At 46.5% G+C, this 22,046-nt stretch carries 23 protein-coding genes; 11 read left to right on the top strand and 12 right to left on the bottom strand.

The window, feature by feature from the left end; all coding sequences use genetic code 11:
- A partial coding sequence (locus tag L3D05_RS23785) for a hypothetical protein (protein WP_239618875.1) occupies nt 1-379 on the bottom strand: 379 nt, incomplete at its 3' end.
- Nucleotides 380-628: 249 nt separating this feature from the next.
- Here L3D05_RS23785 and L3D05_RS23790 point away from each other — a divergent pair.
- The 3 genes from L3D05_RS23790 to L3D05_RS23800 are packed head-to-tail and all read left to right on the top strand — an operon-like array spanning nt 629 to nt 2,089.
- Nucleotides 629-1,075, top strand: a complete 447-nt coding sequence (locus L3D05_RS23790) for a hypothetical protein (protein WP_239618876.1) — start codon at nt 629-631, stop codon at nt 1,073-1,075.
- Between the two features lies 1 nt (nt 1,076).
- The gene (locus L3D05_RS23795) at nt 1,077-1,301 is read left to right on the top strand and encodes a helix-turn-helix transcriptional regulator (RefSeq protein ID WP_239618877.1); all 225 of its coding nucleotides are present in this window, start codon (nt 1,077-1,079) and stop codon (nt 1,299-1,301) included.
- 59 nt (nt 1,302-1,360) lie between these two features.
- On the top strand, nt 1,361-2,089 hold the full coding sequence (locus L3D05_RS23800) for a DUF4386 domain-containing protein (protein WP_239618878.1): 729 nt from the start codon (nt 1,361-1,363) through the stop codon (nt 2,087-2,089).
- Nucleotides 2,090-2,180: 91 nt separating this feature from the next.
- Here the strand turns inward: L3D05_RS23800 and L3D05_RS23805 are convergent, their stop codons facing one another.
- From L3D05_RS23805 to L3D05_RS23830, 6 genes are all read right to left on the bottom strand, one after another.
- Nucleotides 2,181-2,810 carry a 2OG-Fe(II) oxygenase gene (locus tag L3D05_RS23805; RefSeq protein WP_239618879.1) on the bottom strand — a complete coding sequence of 210 codons (630 nt, stop codon included), beginning with the start codon at nt 2,808-2,810 and terminating at the stop codon, nt 2,181-2,183.
- A 280-nt stretch (nt 2,811-3,090) separates the two neighbouring features.
- The gene (locus tag L3D05_RS23810) at nt 3,091-6,126 is read right to left on the bottom strand and encodes an MBG domain-containing protein (protein WP_239618880.1); all 3,036 of its coding nucleotides are present in this window, start codon (nt 6,124-6,126) and stop codon (nt 3,091-3,093) included.
- A gap of 96 nt (nt 6,127-6,222) precedes the next feature.
- Nucleotides 6,223-7,071 carry a CPBP family intramembrane glutamic endopeptidase gene (locus L3D05_RS23815; protein ID WP_239618881.1) on the bottom strand — a complete coding sequence of 283 codons (849 nt, stop codon included), beginning with the start codon at nt 7,069-7,071 and terminating at the stop codon, nt 6,223-6,225.
- 18 nt (nt 7,072-7,089) lie between these two features.
- On the bottom strand, nt 7,090-7,662 hold the full coding sequence (locus L3D05_RS23820; RefSeq protein WP_239618882.1) for a TetR/AcrR family transcriptional regulator: 573 nt from the start codon (nt 7,660-7,662) through the stop codon (nt 7,090-7,092).
- A 119-nt stretch (nt 7,663-7,781) separates the two neighbouring features.
- Nucleotides 7,782-8,183, bottom strand: coding sequence for a VOC family protein (locus tag L3D05_RS23825; protein WP_239618883.1), 402 nt, complete (start codon nt 8,181-8,183; stop codon nt 7,782-7,784).
- Complete coding sequence (locus tag L3D05_RS23830; RefSeq protein ID WP_239618884.1) at nt 8,143-9,165, bottom strand: hypothetical protein; 1,023 nt, start codon at nt 9,163-9,165, stop codon at nt 8,143-8,145. Before L3D05_RS23830 ends, L3D05_RS23825 begins: the two co-directional genes overlap by 41 nt.
- A gap of 264 nt (nt 9,166-9,429) precedes the next feature.
- Between L3D05_RS23830 and L3D05_RS23835 the strand changes: the two genes are divergently transcribed.
- Nucleotides 9,430-11,505 (top strand): serine hydrolase domain-containing protein, encoded by a 2,076-nt coding sequence (locus L3D05_RS23835; RefSeq protein ID WP_239618885.1) that lies wholly within the window; start codon nt 9,430-9,432, stop codon nt 11,503-11,505.
- 120 nt (nt 11,506-11,625) lie between these two features.
- On the opposite strand, the gene L3D05_RS23840 is transcribed toward L3D05_RS23835, so the two are convergent.
- The 3 genes from L3D05_RS23840 to L3D05_RS23850 form a co-directional block, all read right to left on the bottom strand.
- Nucleotides 11,626-12,846 carry an S-layer homology domain-containing protein gene (locus tag L3D05_RS23840; protein ID WP_239618886.1) on the bottom strand — a complete coding sequence of 407 codons (1,221 nt, stop codon included), beginning with the start codon at nt 12,844-12,846 and terminating at the stop codon, nt 11,626-11,628.
- A 115-nt stretch (nt 12,847-12,961) separates the two neighbouring features.
- Entirely contained in the window at nt 12,962-14,389 is a 1,428-nt protein-coding gene (locus L3D05_RS23845) for a sensor histidine kinase (RefSeq protein ID WP_239618887.1), read from the bottom strand.
- The gene (locus L3D05_RS23850; protein ID WP_239618888.1) at nt 14,386-15,075 is read right to left on the bottom strand and encodes a response regulator transcription factor; all 690 of its coding nucleotides are present in this window, start codon (nt 15,073-15,075) and stop codon (nt 14,386-14,388) included. Before L3D05_RS23850 ends, L3D05_RS23845 begins: the two co-directional genes overlap by 4 nt.
- Before the next feature lie 210 nt (nt 15,076-15,285).
- On the opposite strand from L3D05_RS23850, the gene L3D05_RS23855 reads away from it, so the two are divergent.
- The 5 genes from L3D05_RS23855 to L3D05_RS23875 all read left to right on the top strand — a co-directional run bounded on the left by L3D05_RS23855 (nt 15,286) and on the right by L3D05_RS23875 (nt 18,908).
- On the top strand, nt 15,286-15,615 hold the full coding sequence (locus L3D05_RS23855; protein ID WP_239618889.1) for a PadR family transcriptional regulator: 330 nt from the start codon (nt 15,286-15,288) through the stop codon (nt 15,613-15,615).
- A 107-nt stretch (nt 15,616-15,722) separates the two neighbouring features.
- Complete coding sequence (locus tag L3D05_RS23860) at nt 15,723-15,962, top strand: DUF1048 domain-containing protein (protein WP_369418007.1); 240 nt, start codon at nt 15,723-15,725, stop codon at nt 15,960-15,962.
- 12 nt (nt 15,963-15,974) lie between these two features.
- Nucleotides 15,975-16,919: an ATP-binding cassette domain-containing protein gene (locus L3D05_RS23865; protein ID WP_239618891.1), complete on the top strand. Its 945-nt coding sequence runs from the start codon at nt 15,975-15,977 to the stop codon at nt 16,917-16,919.
- Nucleotides 16,916-17,680 (top strand): ABC transporter permease, encoded by a 765-nt coding sequence (locus L3D05_RS23870; protein WP_239618892.1) that lies wholly within the window; start codon nt 16,916-16,918, stop codon nt 17,678-17,680. Before L3D05_RS23865 ends, L3D05_RS23870 begins: the two co-directional genes overlap by 4 nt.
- A 211-nt stretch (nt 17,681-17,891) precedes the next feature.
- Nucleotides 17,892-18,908 carry a hypothetical protein gene (locus L3D05_RS23875; protein WP_239618893.1) on the top strand — a complete coding sequence of 339 codons (1,017 nt, stop codon included), beginning with the start codon at nt 17,892-17,894 and terminating at the stop codon, nt 18,906-18,908.
- 83 nt (nt 18,909-18,991) lie between these two features.
- Here L3D05_RS23875 and L3D05_RS23880 read toward each other — a convergent pair whose 3' ends face one another.
- Nucleotides 18,992-19,585 (bottom strand): hypothetical protein, encoded by a 594-nt coding sequence (locus L3D05_RS23880; RefSeq protein WP_239618894.1) that lies wholly within the window; start codon nt 19,583-19,585, stop codon nt 18,992-18,994.
- Between the two features lie 155 nt (nt 19,586-19,740).
- On the opposite strand from L3D05_RS23880, the gene L3D05_RS23885 reads away from it, so the two are divergent.
- On the top strand, nt 19,741-20,166 hold the full coding sequence (locus L3D05_RS23885; protein WP_239618895.1) for an exosporium protein C: 426 nt from the start codon (nt 19,741-19,743) through the stop codon (nt 20,164-20,166).
- A gap of 156 nt (nt 20,167-20,322) precedes the next feature.
- Here L3D05_RS23885 and L3D05_RS23890 read toward each other — a convergent pair whose 3' ends face one another.
- Nucleotides 20,323-20,910, bottom strand: a complete 588-nt coding sequence (locus L3D05_RS23890; RefSeq protein ID WP_239618896.1) for a TetR/AcrR family transcriptional regulator — start codon at nt 20,908-20,910, stop codon at nt 20,323-20,325.
- 160 nt (nt 20,911-21,070) lie between these two features.
- Between L3D05_RS23890 and L3D05_RS23895 the strand changes: the two genes are divergently transcribed.
- Complete coding sequence (locus tag L3D05_RS23895) at nt 21,071-21,964, top strand: ketopantoate reductase family protein (protein ID WP_239618897.1); 894 nt, start codon at nt 21,071-21,073, stop codon at nt 21,962-21,964.
- The last annotated feature ends 82 nt before the right edge of the window (nt 21,965-22,046 follow it).

Here is a 22,046-nt window from a genome sequence, read left to right on the forward strand (position 1 = left end):
TTGCGCTAGCACCTGAAGAAGTCAGCGTCATCACGCCGGTAAGGGCGTTGTAGCTTGCCGTGATATTTCCATTTGTCACACCGTCGTTGATGAAGCCCAGCACATCTTCTCCCGAATGTAAGTTGCCGGTAATAGCAACTGTCGCGCTGGCTAAGGTGGTATTGTCCAGATCGGATACCGTAATTCCGGAATCAATGACGACAGGCGTAGAGGTCACATTATTGCCTGACACAAATGCGCTCGAACCGCCGCTAGCCGTAAGAACGGGGATTGCATTAGCAGCTGCGTGGGCTGGTTCAGTCAGGAATGCGTTTATCCCTAATTGACAAATCAGCGCAATCATAATCATGATGGATAATTTGCTTCTGTATTTTTCCATGAGGATACCCCTTTCTAATCTATCTATTGATTATACTAAATGGTAGAAAATATAAATAGTATTACAACCTATTTGATCCTTAAATCGCTCCGCAACAGTAACCTGTGCTATCAGAGCGGCCAGAGCACCGCCTATTTCGGGGATATTTCGGCCTTTAATGTAAAATAAACTTGACACTATGAATGGTTTTATATACATTATGTATATCAAACCTAACTTGGAAATTTCATCCTATAGGAGGTGTGCGGCATGACCTATCAAGAAAAGAAGAGCATCGTATCGATTATTAGCGCCATCCTCATTTTCGTTTCTTTTTGCGCGTACAAGTACGTGCGGTATCCGGAGGAAGGACTGGAGTCGACGGAAGCTTTTCACTATTGGGGCTCCTTCGTCCTCGTCCTGACTTTGGTTTCCATCTTCGCACATATCGTGATCAGCATCGTTTTCAACATCGTTTTTCGGATTACGACTGGAGAGAAGGAGCCGGCGTTCGCGGACGAACTGGATAAACACATCGAATTAAAGGCGAACCGAAACGGATTCTTCGTATTTATCCTCGGTTTTCTTCTCGCCATGGGATCGCTGGTCATCGAACAGCCTGTGCAGGTGATGTTCGTCACGTTGATTGTCTCGGGATTCATTTCCGATGTGACCGGCTCCGTTACGAAACTTTATCACTATCGGAGAGGAGTCTAAGATGGGGAAAAATCTTGTCGGCAATCACATCCGCAAATTACGATTCAACCATGACGAAATGACGCAGCAGCAATTGGCTGACAAGGTGGGCGTAACCCGGCAAACCATCGTTGCGCTTGAGAAGGGAAACTACTCCCCTTCGTTGGAGCTAGCTTTTCGCATCGCTCATGCCTTCAACATGCCTTTGGAAGAGGTATTCTTTTACGGGGATAACACGAAGGAGTAAGAACTAGGATTATCATTGCGTTTACTGACTTTGAATTTATTAAAGAAGGAGATAAAAAAATGAATTCAAACAAAGTAGCTGCAAAAATCGTGGGGGTTCTGTTTATTCTTGCAGCCGTCACTTCGATAATAGGCCTTAGTTTGTATGATCCTATCCTTAAAGGTCCCGATTACCTGATTAAAGGTTCCGAACACGCCAACCAGGTGATACTGGGAGCGCTTATGGAGTTAATCCTCGTCGTTTCGGCGGTTGGTACCGCGACTACAATGTTTCCGATTCTGAGAAAATATAATGAAACGATAGCTCTTTGGCATGTTTGCTTCAGATTTCTCGAAGCGGTTATCATCACTGTCGGCATCATCAGCGTACTGTCCCTATTGACCTTAAGCCGGGAATTTGTAGCAGCAGGCACCCCGGACGCCGCCTATTATCAAGCTTCAGGCGCTTTATTGAAAGCAGTACATGACTGGACCTTTCTGCTAGGGCCTGCCCTCATGCTGGGCATCAACACGATGATGTATAGTTATATCTTTTATAAATCCAAGCTCATACCGAAATTTATACCTATCTTGGGTATGACAGGGGCAACACTTGTTTTTATTGAAGCCTTGTTAGTCATGTTCGGTGTCATTCAACAAGTATCCGTTTGGGGTGGTATTTTGGCGCTACCCGTTGCAGCTAATGAAATGACCCTCGCGGTGTGGCTCATCTTTAAGGGATTCAATGAATCTGCGCTTGCCTCCATGTCTGCCAAAAAGAATGCGACGACGATATTGGCTCATAGCTAAATAAGGCGGTTTCTTAAAGAGCATACAAAAAATACAGAGCATCGGAGGTCGTTCCCCCCATGCTCTGTATTTTGAATTTACAACACTATATCTAACGAAGCCTTTGTCTTCTCATCCACTGCGTCGCGACCCATTTTTCCCCGACTGCGACGGGATTCCCTGCATGTAGCGTGAGTGCATTCAAGCTGTTATCGTTATAAAAATATTCAAAATAGACGGCACTGCCTTTTTTGGGCATTACCGAAAAATGAAGCGAAGGAAAATGCGTCTCGCCGCCTTCTTCTACGTCATTTAGGTACATCACCAGCGTACTAATCCGATTGTTGGCCACATCTGCGGACGTAAAATAGTCAAAATGGGGCTGATACTGATCCCCGGCATTATAATGTAGAATTTGTAACGGTTCAGCATGTGAAACCGGTATATTCATCAGATCGGCTATTCTAGTTTCGATTGTATGAATCAATTCATTCTCGCTTTCCTCGAAGAACATGCTGCTGTTCGTTCTAATATCGCTTACGAGATGAGATTTGCCGATTTTAGCCCTCTGCATTCTACCTTTTGCTAGATCAATCAGAGCTTCGCATTCCGAGGAGCTTAATACGTTATCCAATATCAAAATAAGCGGTTCATCTATTTTACCGACTATCGTAATCACTTTATCCGTTGTAATAATTTTGTTTCCTGAAGAATTAATAATCGATTGCTCTCTATTGGTCATCTTTGCATCCCACTTTATTGACTACTGAGGAAGTAATCGAATTTTCATTTTATCGGTTTGTTTATATAATTCTTCGTAAAACCTGAAATTCCTTCCTTATTCACATACGGCCAATTGCTCATTTGAACGAGCTTCACGGGGAAGAACAGTCGACTCCTAGAACATAACGAAAGCATATCAAAAAGACCCCTGCCGGGGTCTTTTTCTCGCCGTTCGCTGATATTCAATGTAAACCATCCAGCATCGGATTCCCCGCATGCAGCAATAGTGCATCCAGCGGTTAATCTGTTAATCTCATGATCAAGATAACGGCTTCCGCACGGGTCAAGGGCTCGTGGGGGGCAAAAAGATTGCCGGCGCGCCCCTTGATGATATTATTCGAGTGGAGGACGTTAACGGCGCCTATTGCCCATTGAGGGATGTCCGAATTGTCGGAGAAATCGGTTGACGACAAGTTCGTTGGCAATTTGAGCGCATTAGCGATGATCTTGGTCATCTCCGCGCGGTTTATGCTTTCATTCGGTCCGAAGCTGCCATCCGGGTAACCTTGTACGATCCCCTCTTGTACCGCCATTGCTATCGCACTTCGCGACCATGTTTGAATCTCATGCTGATCGGTAAAGTTCAGTTCCGTATCGCTTCGATTAGGTTTCAAAGCATTCATCAGCATCACGACGAATTCGGCTCGGGTAACAGCGCCGTTCGGCTTGAACGTCCCATCCGAATAGCCGCTTACGTATTTCCGGGCAACCGCTTGCCTAATCTGGAGCTCCGCCCAATGTCCGGTTATATCTGCGAACGGTAAAAGTTCCTCGGTCGGCTCCTTCGGTAATTCCGGTACTTCCTTTACTTCCGGTACGTAATGCAAGAGGACCGTATACGTTTTCTTCGTTCCATTCTCGGATTTTACCGTTATTTCTAACCGATTATCGCCGACATTCAGATCAGTCGTTTCGGCATTACTTAACGATCTGCCGTTCATCCTCATCGTAACTTCCGCGCCCGCATGGTCGACACTTACGGCGATCGCGATCTGCCCGACTTTCGTCTCCGCGGTATACGTGACCACGTCCGCGCTGAACTTCGGATTCAATTCGAGTACTTGCTTACCGACACGCAGGTCTAGCGATTTCAACGTTGCGTTCCCCGAGAGCGAAGAACCGCCGCCGCTGCCGCTGCCAGGTTGCTGAACGAGAGGCAATCGCAATACCGTAAGGTCAAACGTTTGGATCGCAAGCTCTGTTCCTTTCGTGATATGCGCTTCGAGCAAGACGCGTGCATTACCGCTTGGATAGGAAGGACGAACGACTTTCCCCGTCGCCGGATCGATCACGTCCGGACGAGACGAAGTCCAAGTCGTCCTCGTCTCGAATAAAGCCGGATCATTCAATCCTAACGGCAAGGTAACGGAATCCGCACGGTCATCCCCGCCATATTGAATCTCCAGAGCGTCGCGAGCCCGTTCTACGGATTCTTTATCGGTAAGCGCCGATGCTAGCACTTTAAGGCGGAATGATCGGCTATCTTCCCTTCCGTAACGAGACACGGCGGCTTTCAGTACGACTTCCATATCCCCCGTATCGTATGTAGGGGGAACCACTTTACCGTTCCGCGGATCTACGATACGGTCATTGGTGGAAGACCAGTCTATGTCAAAACCCTCCGAGTCTTTATCGGGCAGGGTAAGATCCTGCGTTACCCTATCTGCATCCTCGCCGCTGCCGAAGAGAATGAGGGGGGCATGGTACACCCTAAGGATACCGCCGTTCTGTATAACGTTATAGTTAGGGAGTCGATTCAACGGATCGTTCCATTCCACTGTAATCGGATAATCCCCAGGTTCGCTCAATTCGTCCGCGGTTACCAGGAACGCAGACTCGATCTCGTCATCGCCGACTAGTCCGGTAACCGTCCCCGACAGCTCGGGGTTCGGGTCTCCGGTCCAACGAAAGTAAGAATCCGGCGTTACGATCAACGGCTTTGCCGTTACGTTTAATGCCCCCTGGTTGAAAGTCGCATTATAGTTCCCTAATTTATTATCCGGATCGCCGAGAGTGGCCGATATCGGATATTGGCCTACATTGCTATATGTAGCCGCCGTCGTCGTATAGACAATAGGAAGATTATCACTGTTTTTCACTCCGGATACCGTTCCGGTCAGCCCGGGATTCGTTGCGCCATACTCCCGAGAAACATCCGTCGGCGTTACGATCAGGGGAGCCTTAGTTATCCTTAACTTTGCCGATTCGTATGAAACGTCGTAATCCGTAGTTGATAATCCAGATACTTCAAGAGAATAGATCCCCACCGGGCTACCGATTGTCGAATTCGTCGTAAACCAGAGATTTCCCAACCTTCCCGGTAAGTCATTCGGAGCAAGTCCCGAAAAGCTAGCCGTGAATACAGGGTCGGATGCGCCGTACTCGCGATTGGCATCGTCGGCGCTTACGGTTAACTCACCCTTTAAAATGGATAAAGTTGCGACGTTAGTCGCGCTAACGACATTATTTTGAGCGGAAGAAGTCGCGTTAAGCGTATAGTTTCCCGGCCTTTTATCGACCGTGTATGCAAGCTTGGCAATCCCGGATTGATCGGTTACGGCCGTACCCACGGAATCTCCGTTCAGCCAAAAAGTAACGCTAAAATTCGCTAGGGGTTGACCATTGCTTGTTAAGGACGCTGAAAGACTCGTTTGTTGACCATATCGGGCGGGCGATACGTTCAAAGTTAAGTTCGAGGATTTATAGTCTAGGCGTTCATTCGATACGTAGGTTCGAAAAATCGTATCGTAATCGAGAATAAAGTCCGATATATAGTGAACGCCGGCCACATAGGGGTTATTGGATATGGCTGACCAATTTAGAGCCACATAGCCTCCCTGATCGTTCCCCTTCAGGCGGATCGTGTATTTATTGCCCGCTTGGATTTGAACTCCCTCTACGAACGTGATTCGCTGCCATCCGGAGTTGCCCGAGGAATAGGGAATGTCTGCCGTTGCCAGTACTCGTCCATGCATTCCTTCTCCCTCAAGAATCTCCGCCTTCGGTCTTTGTTGCGATTCACTATTGAGATACAGTTGTAGTTCGATGTTATGAAGCCAACCGGACATACCGGCCGTAAAGCTCTGCCCTGCTAGAGTAGCAGCTGTACCCGCATTGCTATTTCCATCGTTGGCCTGATCGAGGGTTTCCTGCGCCCACGCCGTTTGTACGGATTGGAACGCGACCATTCCAGCTATCAGAATTACCAATCTAAGAAAGAAGAAGATGATGTTTTGTCTACCGAAAATCCAAGGAAGCGTTCTTTTCATGCTCATTCGCGCGATTCTCCCAACTATTGATCTCATCTTTCACTTTATCAATTCCGTTGGGGGTAGGATAGTATCCTTGGGTATACAATTTACGATGTAATTTTATGAGGAATTGCGATTATAACTATCTCTTTTATACCTGACGGCACGTATCGCAAGCCCAACCCCCACATATAGCAAAGTCGTCAGTATGCCTGCAATAGGGGATACTAGCCACTCCTTTCCCGAAGAAATCGCTATGTATCCGTCAATCACTAAAGGATTGATCAGCGAATCCTCCACGGAGTGCATCAGAATGCACGGCCAGATGGAACCCGTCACTCTGAACAGTTCAACAAACATGACGGACCAGCCAATCATGTTCGCTATCGCAACGACAGCAAAGGTCAGCTTATCGACAGGCAGGACGCTGTACATATCCGATGTTGGCAAAAAAAACAAATAATAAGGAATGTGCCACGAGCCCCAAATTATCCCCGCTATCGCGTAAATATGCCAATCCTTCATCTTTAGCTGTACTAGCTTTGAGGTTAAATACCCACGCCACACGGCTTCCTCGAATATGTTTTTGACGAATTGGCCTAACAGTAGCCCCATCACTACGCCCATCAATGAAGGAGAAGCCTGAAGGTTGGACAGATCTATCCAGCCCAGCAAAGCGCCCGCCAGCAGCACGACCGCTGTAATAAGCGGAAAAACGATCAGAGCAACCAAATACCACATGAGGTTACCCTTAAAGCGAGGTTGAAATCCGGTGTCCTTCCACCCGTCCCCTGCAAAGGAGCGCAATACGAGCACTGTCAGCAGCGGCATTACAAGCCATAGGCCCATACCAAGCGTATTTCCTTCTGGCTGATCCTTCAGCACACGATCCACAACTATACCGATCCATCCGCTAACCAGTACGATCAGACCGAATAGGACAAGATTGCGTTTAGAAACAGGAATCATAATCCTCCTCCTCAATGGTCACTTTTTTATCATATCGATAATCCAATCCGGATTGGGCAGCGGCACGGCCGGATGCAAAGCCACTTCTTGCGCAATGCCTTGGATAGCGGAATATAAGGTCACGGACAACGCAAGGGGACTGCCTTGCTTGAATTGTCCCATCTCCTGTCCTTTCACGATCATCGCCACGCTCTGTTCAATAATGTGATGCCGTGCCAGCATCGCATTCGCCTTCTCGGAGATATCCAGATGAAAATACGCGTTACTCATCAAGACAAACATTTTGGCCGAGTCCGGGTTCTGCTCCAACATCTTAAATATCTCGTGTGTAAATTCGTTTATAAAAAGGAGCGGATTTGCCAGGGCACTCCCAAAATCCACGTTCATTTTCTCGCAGCCGATCGCGATTAGTTCCTCATATAGATGCTCCTTGGAATCAAAATAATGAAACATCAAGCCTGAGCTAATACCTGCGGCTTTCGAAATTTCGCGGGTGGACACACCATAGAAACCTCGTCTAACAAACAGCTCCAGAGCAACCCTTAGGATTTGTTGGCGACGATACTCCTGTTGCTCTTTCTTCGTCGGCATAACTTTTCTCTCCCCATAACATTAAGCATATGCTCAATATTATGCGGAAAAATATCCCTTTGTCAACCTGGGATAGATAAATTTTGAATCCCTTACGACAAAATAGTATGAATTGGATTTTATGTTAGTGGATTAACCGCGAAGAGAGAATGAATATTACCATCGGGGTCCGCAAAAAATCCCGTTGTGTGCCCCCAAGGCATTGACTTCGGCTCCGTAATCGACGTGGCTCCCTTCGACACATACTCATCATAAATATTGCGGACAGCTTCCGGAGATTCGCATTGAAAATTAAGTTCAAAAGCTTGCCCCTTACGTTCTTCTATAAAGGAATAATGCCTGTTCGTATTGTCGGCCATTAATGGCTTGGAACAAATCGCGAGGCGAATTCCGTCATTAACAAATTCAACATAATGGCTTTCCTCGATAACGATCTTAAATCCAAGCACATCACGATAAAATCTCGCCAATCGGGAAACATCATTCGACAATACTGTAATTCCTTCTAATTGAACTCTCATCTGGAAACTCTCCTTTATACTTCTCTCGCTTACTTTCGCTGTCGACTCCAAGCCCCAAGAGGAGTCTATCTAATCCAATTGCACTAATTAGCAATCGCTCTTTCTTGTTTCCTAGTAACTTTTGTGTCCAGTCTACAAAGCCACCATCACCAATATAATGCTCTATTCCATTGATCACAGTCTTAATTGTAAATTGAAACCCTTTGTAATACTGATTTTCCTTGTTCGAAGTGCTTATGCTAATCGCAATATCAAACTCATTCCCATGGTTAATGACTCTTGATAACAAGCCTGCACTATCCTTGTAGCCTTCACGTTCACTGAATATTATCTCGATATCGGAACCAAATAGCGTCTTGAATATACTTTGGTACATCCTAATTTGTTCCCAAAACGATTCTTTTTCAAAGGAATACGCCCCTTGGTCAATTCCCGAAGTCACCGTACAAAACAAATGAAAGTGAGGTAACATTCCAGGAGCATTTCCAAAAAATTGTGCCCGTATATGTCTATGTGTCGTGCAGATACGTATGAAATCCTCTCTTGAATTCTTTTTTGTTTGGATTAATTCACTGATGTGTAATGCCATTAAATTAGTTGCGTCTGACACGACTTCCGTTCCTCTTAAAGATGAAATGACCTTGTTTTGATCGACCTTGCCTACTACAGAAGTACAACCTAATGGTGCAACAGGGGAAAGCTGCAATGGAGAAGCCCTATGATTTAAAGCAATTTTCAAGATATCCAATTCCAACTGCTTTAACTGAAGTACATCTGCCATCGCTGGTTGAACGAAGCGGTTTTCTTTATATCTATTAAGTAGCTCGCTTGGAGACATTAATTTTGATCTCTCATTGAATACTTTCAGAAGAAGCGTGTTTAAGTCGCTACCCGATATTTCGTTAACTAACTTAGAAACTAAATCGGAATTCCCTAGCTTTTTTAGAATTCTTTCAAGGTCTGCTGAAAGAGTTGGATTCAATGGAATCATCTCCTTGAGTATCTTCTATAAAACAAACTTTGTTCCCTCACTGAGTTGGATATTTATGGATTATTATATATGAGATTTGCATTTGATCAATATCATTTTCCATAAAAGCTACCGGGTTGACCTTGCGGACTGCGCTCCAACTGTCGCTTGCTCCCTTGTAGGTGATCGACTTGCCTGCACGATTTGTTAGAAAATTAAGGAACTTAAGGGGTGCTTTTCCCGTAATAGATTTAGACTGACCCTAAGGAGGTAACCATGAAAAAAAGAAAATCGTTTTGGCTATTTGCTCTGACGCTGACGTTATCGATGCTCGTTCCATCAGGCGTAATGGCGGCCATCGCAAGCGAGAAGACTCCGGCTTACGAGGATACGCTTAAGGCCGCATCCGAGAAAGCGGCACTACTGACTGGACAATACGGCACGACAAGCGTTCAATACGCGCTGATCGATCAAGGAAAGATCGTCGTCTCCGGTCAATCCGGAATGAACGATAAAGCCGAGAAGAAGCCGTTAACCGCGAACACGATGTACGGGATCGGCTCGACAAGCAAAATGTTCACCACTGCAGCCGTGATGAAGCTAGTGGATGCGGGCAAGATCGATCTGGATCAGCCCGTCGTAAAATACGTAACGGATTTTACGATGCTAGACGAACGCTACAAGAAAATTACGCCTCGCATGCTGCTGAACCATTCCGCTGGTTTCGCCGGGTCGTCGCTGACGAGTGCATTTTTGTTCGCGGATAACGATACTTACGTGCACGATACGTTGCTGAAACAGCTGGCCGAACAGAAATTGAAAGCCGACCCGGGGGCTTATTCGGTCTATTGCAATGATTGTTTTACTCTAGCAGAGATTATGGTTGAGAGAGTCAGCGGCATGGACTTCACGTCCTATATTCATCAGTCTTTTACCGAACCGCTGGGTATGTCGAACACGCAAACGTCTCAGGATCGTCTGAACGTCTCCGCGATGGCGGGACTTTACCTTCCCGGCTTTCGCAATCAACTGCCGAACGAGACGGTTAACGCCATTGGAACGGGTGGAATCTATTCCACTGCGGAGGACTTGGTTCGATTCTCGCAGATTTTCACGAAACAAACCGAAGGCATCCTATCATCCCATTCGGTAGACGCGATGGCTCAAGCGGAGTACAAAAAAGGCCTCTGGCCTAAGGACGCCGATACCTCTGTCAATTATGGATTGGGATGGGACAGCGTCGACCTGTTCCCGTTTGGGGACTACGGCATTCAGGCGCTTACCAAGGGCGGAGATACGATTCTGTATCATGCATCGCTAGTCGTTCTACCCGGCAAGAACATGGCGGTTGCCGTTCTTTCTTCAGGAGGCTCCAGCACGATCAATGGGCTGCTAGCAAAGGAGATTCTGCTTCATGCATTGAAGGAGAAAGGCGAGATCGACGAGATCAAGGCCGAGAAATCGTACGGAAAGCCGGTTAAAGCCGACATGCCGAAGGAATTGCTCGGGTCTACGGGGATCTACGGCTCAACGAATCAGTTGATTAAGGTCGACATCTCCGCGGGCGGAGATATGTCGATTACCACTCCGCAAGTGCCGAATTATCCAGCCGAGAAGTACACGTATTCGGCGGACGGCTCGTTCATGAGCGCGGACGGAAACGTGAAGATCAACCTGGTTAAGGAGCAGAACGACCGCACCTACATTTGGATTCGACAATATATCGCGCTACCCGGACTCGGCCAGATCGCCTTGTCGCAGTACGCCGCCGAGAAACTCGAGCCCAATGACGTCTCCAAGGAGACATTGGCCGCTTGGACGGAGCGTGACGGCAAACGTTATTATCCGATCAACGAAAAATATACTTCCGTCGCCTTTATGCTGACCTCATCCGTACAAATTCAATTGTTCAAAGAAGCGCCTGGTTACGTATTGGACAAAAAAATAACGGGACCGAATACGGCGGCCACCGACCTTCAGATTCCGACGATGGGCGGCAGGGACTCTGATGAACTCAATTTCTATAAGCAGGACGGCATCGAGTATCTTCAGCTCGGGGGCAGCCTGCTTGTGAGCGGGGATGCCTTAAAGCCGATCTATTGGGGCAAGAGCTCCTCGGTGACGATTCCGGCTAGCGGTTATGCGAAGTGGTACTCTATCCCCGACCGAGCCGCCGGCAAAACGATGAAAGTCGAACCGCCTTCCGAAGGCTCTTATGCCGTATACGACGAGAACGGAATGATCGTGGATTTCGGCGTCGTCAGCCCGGACAATACGACCGTGCTGCCCAAGAACGGCACCATCATGTTCGCGGGCAAAGCCGAATCGAAGTTCGAAATTACATTGAAATAAGGAACGAAAGGGAGCCCTCCGACTAGCTCGGAGGGCTCCCTTATTCTAGATGCTTACCTCAATTGGCGATGTATTCAATACCTGCATACTGTTATATTTCTTTAAGCCTTAATCGTCAGATTAATTGCCATCATTTGGATTCGTGTTCGGATTCGGATTCGGGTTCGGGTTCGGGTTCGGGTTCGGGTTCGGGTTCGGGTTCGGGTTCGGGTTCGGGTTCGGGTTCGTGTTCGGATTCGTGTTCGGATTCGTGTTCGGATTCGGATTCGTGTTTGGGTTCGATTCCGTGTTCGGATTCGGGTTCGATTCCGTGTTCGGATTCGGGTTCGTCGCAGGCTCCGATGTCGATGGTGTAGTCGTCTCAGGTTTGGTAACTAGCGATTCGCTTACCGTAACTGGGATCGGGTTACCCTCCTTGTTCTGCACCAAATTGCCATATAGCGTCATCAGGTCGCTGATATCGACTAACGGCATATTGGACGGATCGAATGGCAAAGCCTTATGCAACTTGATAATGATCGTCTTCAAGTCCTCGGACAGCTCGAAGCTATCTAGCTTCGGATCTAGCGGCACGCCGTTGATTTTAATCTGGGACAGGTCGAAGGACTTTGGATCGATCCGTACAGTCAACTTCAGATTCAACTTGTCGCCTGCCTCAAAGCGCGCTCCTGTCACATCGAGAGGTTGGGACTCTTCGAACTTTTTAGCGGATGCGAAGGCTCCAACAGCGAGCTCTTCTCGATCTGCTGGTATTTTTCCACCGAACGTACCATTCGGAGCGTTATTTAGTAAATTAAGCTGGAGAGCCAACCCGACGTAACCTTTAGCCCAGTCGGAAACGGTATCGTCAACAGCTGGGGCCGGGGTCGCCGCTCCCTTACTCAAGCCCAATCCCTTAACTAAAAATGTGGCTAATTGCTCCTTGGTCACCTTGGCTGCAGGGTCGTAGTTATCGTCGCCCACGCCATCCGTTATTCCTGCTTTCTTCAACGCTTCGATAAAGGGTAACGCATCGCCGGTCGCAGCATCGTTGGCTTTTACGTCTTTGAAGGATGATTCCTTGAGATCTGTGTCGACTTTTAAGCCAAAAATTAGCGCTGACACCTTCGCGAATTGGGCGCGATTCATCTCTTCTTTCAATCCGAAATCACTATCGGATACACCGTCAAAGACGCCTGCTGATATCAACGCATCAATCTTGGCCTTCGTCGCTGCGTCCAAGTCTTTTAGGTCGGTGAAATCGGCCGACGTCTTCGCTGAAATCACGCTGCCGCCAAACGGCATGACGGAGGTCAAACCAAGCGCCAATACCATAGACCGGATAAGAGATTTCTTCTTCATGGTCAATACTCAACCTACCTTTTAGTAATAATTTATGTTGCTTACAACCCGACAGTTATTATCCTAGCATCATTTTAAATCTTATAATCTTAATGAAATATTAATGGATTTCCCCTTAATCATCATTCCGGTAGCCCGACTGCTTTTTTGGAAGACTCACTTGGAACAAGGTTTCCCTATACGGAGTGCTGCTCAATTGTACACTTCCGTGATGAGATTCTACGATCTCTCGGACGATTGACAGTCCGAAGCCGAATCCATCGCTTCTTCTTCCTCCATCAACACGATAGAATCGTTCAAAGATACGCCCTTGATCCTCAGGCGCGATTCCCCTGCCTCTATCTTTGATCGTAATGTACACTTCTTCCTCTTCTTCCGTTAATCCGATTCCGAGGAAATGTCCTTCACTCCCATATCGAATAGCATTGTCCAGCAAGTTGCGGAAGGCTCGTTCGATAAGAGGAGCATTGAGAGCAATCTTCACGTCCCTATCGGGTATGTCCACTTCGACTGTGAAGTCCTGACCATCCAGAATCAACAGGTAATCAGCGACGATCTGTCGCATCATGTCGGACAAGTTGTGCAAAGTGAATCGAAGTTCGAGTAAATCCTCATCCTGTCGCGAGATGTCGAGCAGTTGATCCAGTAGATTGTCCATGTAGCGGGATCGCTGTAGAATGATTTTCGCACCGCTCTGAAGTTCGTCCTCGTCTTTATAGGCACCTGCGCGAATCGTTTCGGCATAGCCCAGAATTAGGGTCAGCGGTGTTCGCAGATCGTGGGAAAGATTGGAGAGCAGCAGCTTGCGCCGGTTATCGAATTGCTTGATTTGACCGGTCTGGCTGTGAATCCGATGCGCCATCTCATTGTAATGCCGAGTAAGCTGGCCGATCTCATCCTTCGATTTGTCATCCAGCACAATAACGTCGCTTTGAAAATTGACATGATTGAGCGCCTTGTTCAGCTTGCCGATGCGCCGATTAATAGAAGAGAAAAACCATAGAGATAGCAAATACGGCACCAGGGCGGATAATAGGAATGGCAAGATTAAAGTGTAAATAACCTTATTCGTGCGCGCATAGAAGAAGTACTGCCCTTCTTGCATCGCTTCGCTTGGCAAACTTAAGAGTAAATAATAGGACTGCCCATATTGGTCAAGGGAATAAACGAGTGATACAGGCTCGTCGGTACCCCAAAGGTTGTTTGGCATATTTACCATACGATCCACCAGTTGCTTGAAGTCGTAACGCCCCGTTTCGCCTAAAGTATCATAGATTACCGTCCCGTCAGGAGCGATCCATTCCAAGCGCAAATCCGGATTCCGGCTATGAACCGAATCCAGTAGTGGATGAATGTTATTTGCGTCCAAAGCGCTTTGCTGCTCGATTAGATTCAGTGTCTCACGCGAAATGGAGTTCAACTTTTCTAAATTGTAGCCCTTAGCCCAAATCGAACCCACAACTATAGAAAGCAAAATAAACAGAACCAAGCTGCTCACGGCGCTGATCAGCATAATGACCCATAGCTTTGTACGATTTTTCATCGTCCATCTCCTGAAAACCGATATCCGATACCCCGCATGGTATGAAGGTGAATCGGGGAATCAGCAGAGTCTCCAAGCATAGTGCGGAGTCGGTTAATAAAAACACTCAAGTTATTGTTGTCAATATTGTCATGTTTCCAGATATGTTGGTAGATGTGTCTTCTGGTCAGCGTGCGATCGGGATTTGTCATAAATAATTGCAGAAGCTGGCATTCAATCTCGGTTAATAAGTGCTGAATCCCGCCATTATGCAGAACTAAATTGTCCACATCGAGAACAAGGTTGTTTAATCGAACGACCTTGGACGGATGGGAGTCATGGGAACTATACCTCCTTAATTGGGCTTGAACTCGGGCAACCAGCTCCATTGGACTAAATGGCTTTGTGATATAATCGTCAGCTCCTAAACCGAGTGTGTCCACCTTATCCTGCACCTCTCTTCTGGCGCTAAGCGCGATAACGAGCGTCTTTGAACTCGTTTTGCGCAAGTACTGAAGCACCTCGAAGCCATTACCATCATCCATCATTAAGTCCAAAATCATTAATTCAATGGGACGCTCTTGTATCAGCCCAATCGCCTGTCGCCCCGACTCGGCTTCGATGATTTGCAAGCCCGCCCGCTCCAGGTGAATGCGAATTAGCGAGCGAATTTCCGGCTCGTCATCGACAATTAGAATTTGGATCATTTTCTCTCCCACTCTCCGTAAGAACAATCGTCTCTTCAGTTGACCTCTTTTTCATCATAATATCAAAAATGAACATGAAGATAGTGGAAATCTATTGGTGGAGCTATCGAAATTATTTTCAGCACCGCTTTTTCCTCCTATTTACATCTCAGCTACTCGGTGATACTATATAGTGGTACTAAGTTATACAAAGTAGCATGGAGGACTTCAATGGAAAACCTTACGGAATTGCTGAAAGGAGTTTTGGAAGGCTGCGTACTTGAAATCATCGGCCGGAAAGAAACTTATGGGTATGAAATCGTAAAAACGCTAAATTCGCTCGGTTTTGAAGATGTTGTCGAAGGAACGGTCTACACCATCTTGATACGGCTAGAAAAAAATAAACTCGTCGACATCGAGAAAAAACCGTCCGAAAAAGGACCGCCAAGGAAATTTTATAGTCTGAATGAAGCCGGGCGGCACGAACTGTCCCTGTTCTGGGAGAAGTGGGGATATGTTTCGTCAAGACTTGCTCAACTAAAGGAGGATAGCCATGTTTAAGACCATTTCCGCTTCGTTAAAAGATTTGCGGCAGCAAAAAAAGGCGTACAAAGAATGCGTAAGACGTTCAAAAGCGCTCCCGAACGATTACCACGAAAGTTTACAATATCGCATCTCGATACATGCTCAATTTCGCGTCTTCCGATCCTGGCGTCATCAACCTGTTCCCCGAAATGCTCGACATGTTCGAGTTGGCAGCCGCTGAAGGACGGGATGTTCTGGAGCTTGTGGGAAACGACGTTATGGCGTTCTGCGACGGTTTGCTCGAAGGCGTTTCCGCTCAGACCTGGACCGGGAAAATGAGAGCCAAAATGAACGAGTCCATTCATAAAAAGCTTGGAAGATAGGAGGAGATCGGGATGAAATCAAACGATTGGGCCATTGAGGTAATAGGCCTCAAAAAATCCTATAAGAACGTAGAGGTTCTGCGCGGAGTGAACTTCACCGTGCAGAAGGGTTCAACCTTCGCCCTTCTCGGATCCAACGGCGCGGGTAAAACCACAATGATCAAAATTCTTGCCACCTTGCTCCAACCCGACAGCGGAAGCGCGAAGATTAATGGCGATGACGTAACCAAACAGCCCGAGCACATACGCAAGGAGATCAGCCTGACAGGACAAAGCGTAACCGCAGACTACATCCTGACCGGGCGCGAGAATCTGCGGATGATGGCCAAACTCCGCCATTTGCCCGACCCCGACAAACAAGCCGAGGAGTTGTTACGCCGCTTTGACTTGCTCGATGCCGCCGATCGCCGAATCTCCACTTATTCCGGAGGTATGTGTCGGCGCTTGGATTTGGCCATGAGCTTATTAGGCAACCCGTCGGTCATCTTTCTCGACGAGCCGACCACCGGTCTTGACCCGCAAGCCCGTATTGCTATGTGGGATATGATCAAGGATTTGGCGAGATCGGGTGTCACCGTCTTTCTAACCACGCAGTATTTAGAGGAAGCCGATCATCTAGCCGATCAAATCGCGATCTTGCACGAAGGTCATATCGTGGCTACCGGGAGTCCGGCGGAACTTAAAAATAGATTGCCTCGGGGTCATATCGAACTTCGATTCGACAATGAATCAACGCTAAATCAAGCACGCGAACTGTTCAAAGAATTCAACGCGACCGCAGATTCAAACAATCTCACGCTCTCCGTCATTACAGACGGAAGTACAAGACAGATGCTGCGATTGCTAACGAAAGCGGCGGAAGCCGACATAGAAATTGCCGAGTTTGCCCAGAAGCTGCCTACGCTTGAAGATGTGTTTCTCGCAATCGTCACCAGCAAAAAGGAGGGCTCCAAATGAAGCTCATTCATTTTCTAGGCGACACCGCCGTCATGAGCGGACGCGTCATTCGCCACTCCACGCGCAGCATCGACACGATTATTACCGTCATCGCCATGCCGATCATGGTGATGCTGCTCTTCGTTTATATCTTTGGCGGAGCTATGAACACCGGCGATGTAAGCTATATCAATTACATTTTGCCGGGAATATTGCTCTTTTGCATTGCCAGCGGTGTGGCCTATTCCTCCCTCCGTATCAATAACGATCTCACGAAAGGCGTATTCGAGCGTTTCCACTCCATGCCGATCGCCAAAGCCTCCATCCTTGGAGGTCACGTGGTGGCATCGCTCGTTTTCAACGTCGTTTCGTTGCTTGCCATTTTCCTCGTTGCCTTCGGCATGGGCTTTCGGCCGCAAGCGGACGTGTTGGGTTGGGTATTAGCCATTGTCATTCTGTTGCTTAGCATTCTTGCGTTCACTTGGATCGCCGTCACCTTCGGCTTGCTTGCCAAATCCTACGAGGGAGCCGGAGTGTTTTCTTACATCCTGTTGTTGCTATTATTCGTAAGCTCAGCCTTTGCCCCCACCGACAGCATGCCCGCGGTTATCCGCGTATTCGCGGAATATCAGCCCATGACGCCGCTTATCGAGAGCATTCGTTCTCTTTTACTCGGAGGATCGGCAGATAAAACTACGCTTGCGGCGGTTTTATGGTGTTTGGCAATACTCGGTATCTTCTGCGCTTCCGCCATGAGGGTGTATAAACGGAGGATGAAATAAACGTAAGAGAAGACCCGCAATAGGAGAGATATTGGTGAAAAATAAATTAGTCATATACAAAAGTGGCCGGTAGCACCTCGAAAGAGGGGCATACCGGCTTTTTGTGAGCACAGGCATACTCAAGCTTTTTGGAGAACCACATGCCCAGAAGGAGATTAGTTGATTGTGTGGAATAATTTAGAATAATTAATCTAAGGGGATGCGTATAGAGATGAGTTCTTATGATGTGCATATTGGCAAGTTGATCCGTGGGAGACGTGAGTTGGAAGGTAGCGAGACCTATCTACTCTGTACACCCGATAAGGAAATTGTAGAAGTAGGCACACACAAACCCGAAAACGGAATCTTAGTCGGATCCAAAGACGTGGAGGACGCACTTTACGAATTTTGTAAATCTGCTTTAGATGATTATATCCAAAACGGAAACAACAATGATGTCTACACCTTTTCCATTTATACCGATACATATCACGGCAGCTATGTCATTTACATCAACAATCTGTCCTCGTTAAACCAAAGCGTGGATGAAGCCTATATCAAATACCAAAGGCAATATCTTGAAAAAGGTTATGACCACTACAATCAGAGCCGGGAGCAGCTCTACAGTCAATTTAAGTACGGTGAAGGCGACTACTCCTTTATGTATGAAGAAATGCCAGAACGTCTTCAAAAGTGGTTGAGTATTTTCTATTGCATCAGTCTGAAAGAACCTGATTATCTGGATATAGATCAGAATTATATTTTTGAGAAGAACATCGTCGACTCCCAGCTCTTCCTGATTGCTATAGATGTCATTCATCGCCTACATAACGATTTAAAGCGATTGAATCGAACCGATGATTTTATTGCATACGTATCCGCGGCGGATGGCGTCGGTGGCGATTACTTAACCACTAGCCAATTGATTCGGAGATGCGTAAGTGAAGATCAATTGTACTACGCTATGCCTCAAGTGAAAGATAAAGACTTGGCGTATAAGTCCGCGATTCCAGCAGTAAAGCAGAAGCAACTTCACGAGCAAGTTCAGCATTGGATCACCGTTATCGAACAGGGAGAATTCGGTGAGGGTAGTATGCGTAGTTTCTGGAAAACCGATTACGAAGCCTATGAGCAATTAGTAGAGCTCGGCTATCCGGCAGTCCCCTACATTCAGGAACATTTGAACGGCAGTCTCCAGGATGATACCAACTCTATCCTTGAGATGGTGCTAGCTGATCTGGAGAGATAACCCATATACAAAGTGAACCCGGCCCAAGAAACAGGTCGGGTTCGTTTATGTAACTTCTGCCGCAATCGGATTCCCCGCATAGCTTACTCAAGAGCTTCAAGTTCTTCACGAATCGATATTAGCTCTTGTATCACCTGATTAAGTATTTCTTTGCGCGGTTCGAATCGAACATCTACCTTTTTACCCGTTCTACTGATTCTCCAATCTCGTAACGCTTGATTCATAAACAAATCATAAGTTCCATCTAAACGAGAAGCAAAAGCTGCTAATTGTTCCTTAGTCATTAACGGCAACCTGGATTTAAAGTGATTTCCAATTGCCATGTACTCTTTATCAAATTGTTGAATGAATCCTAAATAATCATTGTAAGGTTCGTAGTCTGCTTGTATCTCGTATGTGACTTTCATAATTATCGATTCTTCACGGAATGCCAATAACCAATAAAGACTAGATTGTTCTTTACTAATAGGGACGTGTTCATCATATTTTGCTGCTAATTCGCCGACAAATGCTCTGAAATTTCTTAGCCCCTTTTCCCTTTCAATAAATTCATTCATTATAATTCCTTTTTCAAGCGTAACCTGGTTATGCTTAGCGTCAAAATACATTTTCAGCAAAAATGCGTTTACTACAAGCGAAAGGAAGAGACAACCAGCAATCACACTATTTTTATTCATTATTCTTCCCCTCCCCGTCGCCACCGGATTCTCCTCATAGCTAATGCAGTGGCTCCAGCTGTCATTTGCACAATTTAAAGCACTATAATGTATTGTCCAGTCACCTCTTCTTGTCCAGCATATCTTAATGATATCTGACAAAAGGAGGTGATATTATGGCACGTATTCTCGATAAAGCAGCCGTTCAGCCGAGAAGCAGATTCAACCTAGCAACTTCTTTTAGCATCCGACGTTCACCGGCAAGATCTTTGCTTGCAACAATCACTCTGCGAATTCCGGTGAATGCCCAACCTAACCGGGTAGATTTGGTAGCAAGCGTGGGAGTTCGAGGCGTCACTGGCGTTGCGCAAATTCTCTTTAGAATTTTCCGCGATGGAAAAGAGATTTTCAACACACTGCAAGGTATCGAATCTGTCGGTTCTGAACAAAATTATGTCATTACATTCCAGGCCGAAGATAGAAATGTAAGATCGGGCACCCATGTTTACACAGTCACCGCAGAAAATCGCGCTGCAAATACAAGAGCCGATATTGTTGGGCCGATATCGTTTAGCGGGTTGGCCGTTATGACGCGCACCTAACACCTGCCTGCAAAAGCCTAATTTGTAATCTGTAAGTATCTATTGGGGATTTATGTTGACTCCGTGTTGACCTCGAGTATTAAAAATACAGAGCGACGGCATTCTCCTAGCGCGCTCTGTATTAAACTACATAAACTGCTATCCACATTTCGGTCCTTATTTATCGCCATCGCGATACAACCCCAGACCGTTCATGACATAAGGACGAACGATGTCTACAAGTCCATCGGTTCGATCTATTTCTTCGACATTTAACCAACACTGCGCAGCGCCATAGATCGCCGAACCTGTCATGGCCGCCATGACTTTAATAGAATGCCTGTTCACGCCAAGATGCGTAGCTCCTTTTAGAAAAATGCTTTCTATGGTGTGAAGCAGCATTTTCTTTATTTTCTCATCGACAAGCGTAGCCATCGACTTGGAATCCATTCTGCAGGTCTGATAAAAATCCAGGATGTATCGGTGCGTCTGCAAGATCAGCTGGTCACATATTTCATCCGTAAACTCCCGTGCATTCGCCACTTGTTCCGGAATCATCTCATGGAACGCCTGTTCGGTGACTTCGTCAAGCAAAGCATATTTATCTTCAAAATGGGCATAAAAAGTGGCTCGGTTAATGGTTGCTTTCTGCGCGATATCCTTGATGGTGATGGCATCGAATCCTTTTCTCCGCAACAAATCCCTGAACGCTGCTTTAATTAACTGTCGTGTGCGCAACACCCTCGGGTCTTCCTGATTTACCATTTCAATATCTCCTTGATAAACATCAATTATGACAATGTGTTGCCTAAGCAACTTTTAACTAACTCTGCCGGTTGAGATCACAAGCATGCAGCATTATCATCTTATCTAACAGGTGTTGTTTAAGCAATTTGTGACCATTTATATGAAAGGAAGGATTCTATTGAACACCAAGCCCTATCGACTTCTGATATTTGGCGCCGGCGTGGTTGGCAGTGTATACGCACTCCGATTTGCACAATACGGACTTGACGTAACCTTACTGGCACGAGGAAAGAGGCTGGAGGCACTTAAAAGGAACGGACTGTCATACAACGACAATGGAACGATTAAGCAAATATCGGTCAAGACGATTGACAAGCTTGAGAACGACGACATTTATGATTTTATCTTTGTTCCCGTACGATATGATCAGGCCGAATCTTCCCTGACTGCGATCAAGAACAATAAGAGCAAAACCATTGTCACCTTGACCAACACCATAGGATATGACAGTTGGCTTGAAATCGTGGGAGACCGGCTACTCCCAGGATTCCCGGGTGCGGGCGGAGACATCAAAGAGGATGTTCTATACGCCCAATTTGGTTCCGAAAAACATCAAGGGACCATTTTTGGCGAAATAAATGGACGAACGACTGAAAGAGTGAAAGAGCTTGCCCAACTATTCGAATCGGTCAATTTGCAATATGAAATCCAAAAAGACATTCTGGCATTCCATATTTCGCATATTGCGTTGGCTATCGTCAACAAGCATTTCTACACGAATGACGGAATGGTGGATATTGAGACAGCAAGAAGTGTAAAGATTCTAAGCAAGATTGCCGCAGATATTAAACAGAACATTCACCTGGTAGAGCAAGCCGGAATTCCGGTAATCCCACCAGAAACGAAGGCAATGGGAGAATTGCCTGAGAACGATATTATTTCCCGTTATCGTCAGATGCTGAGCCATGACTTTATCATTGATGTGAAGCTTGGGAACCATGCCATCAGCCAAAAAGCGGAAATATTATTATTAGATAAGATGTTTCATGAATTGATATCTACTCAGCGATAACATAGTGGCTCGATTCTTTAGCATCCGATGGCCAATACATTACCGGCTTCTACTTGTCTCCGATTACGCGTAGCCCCTTCTG

This window comes from Cohnella mopanensis (assembly GCF_022352055.1).
Lineage (GTDB): Bacteria > Bacillota > Bacilli > Paenibacillales > Paenibacillaceae > Cohnella > Cohnella mopanensis.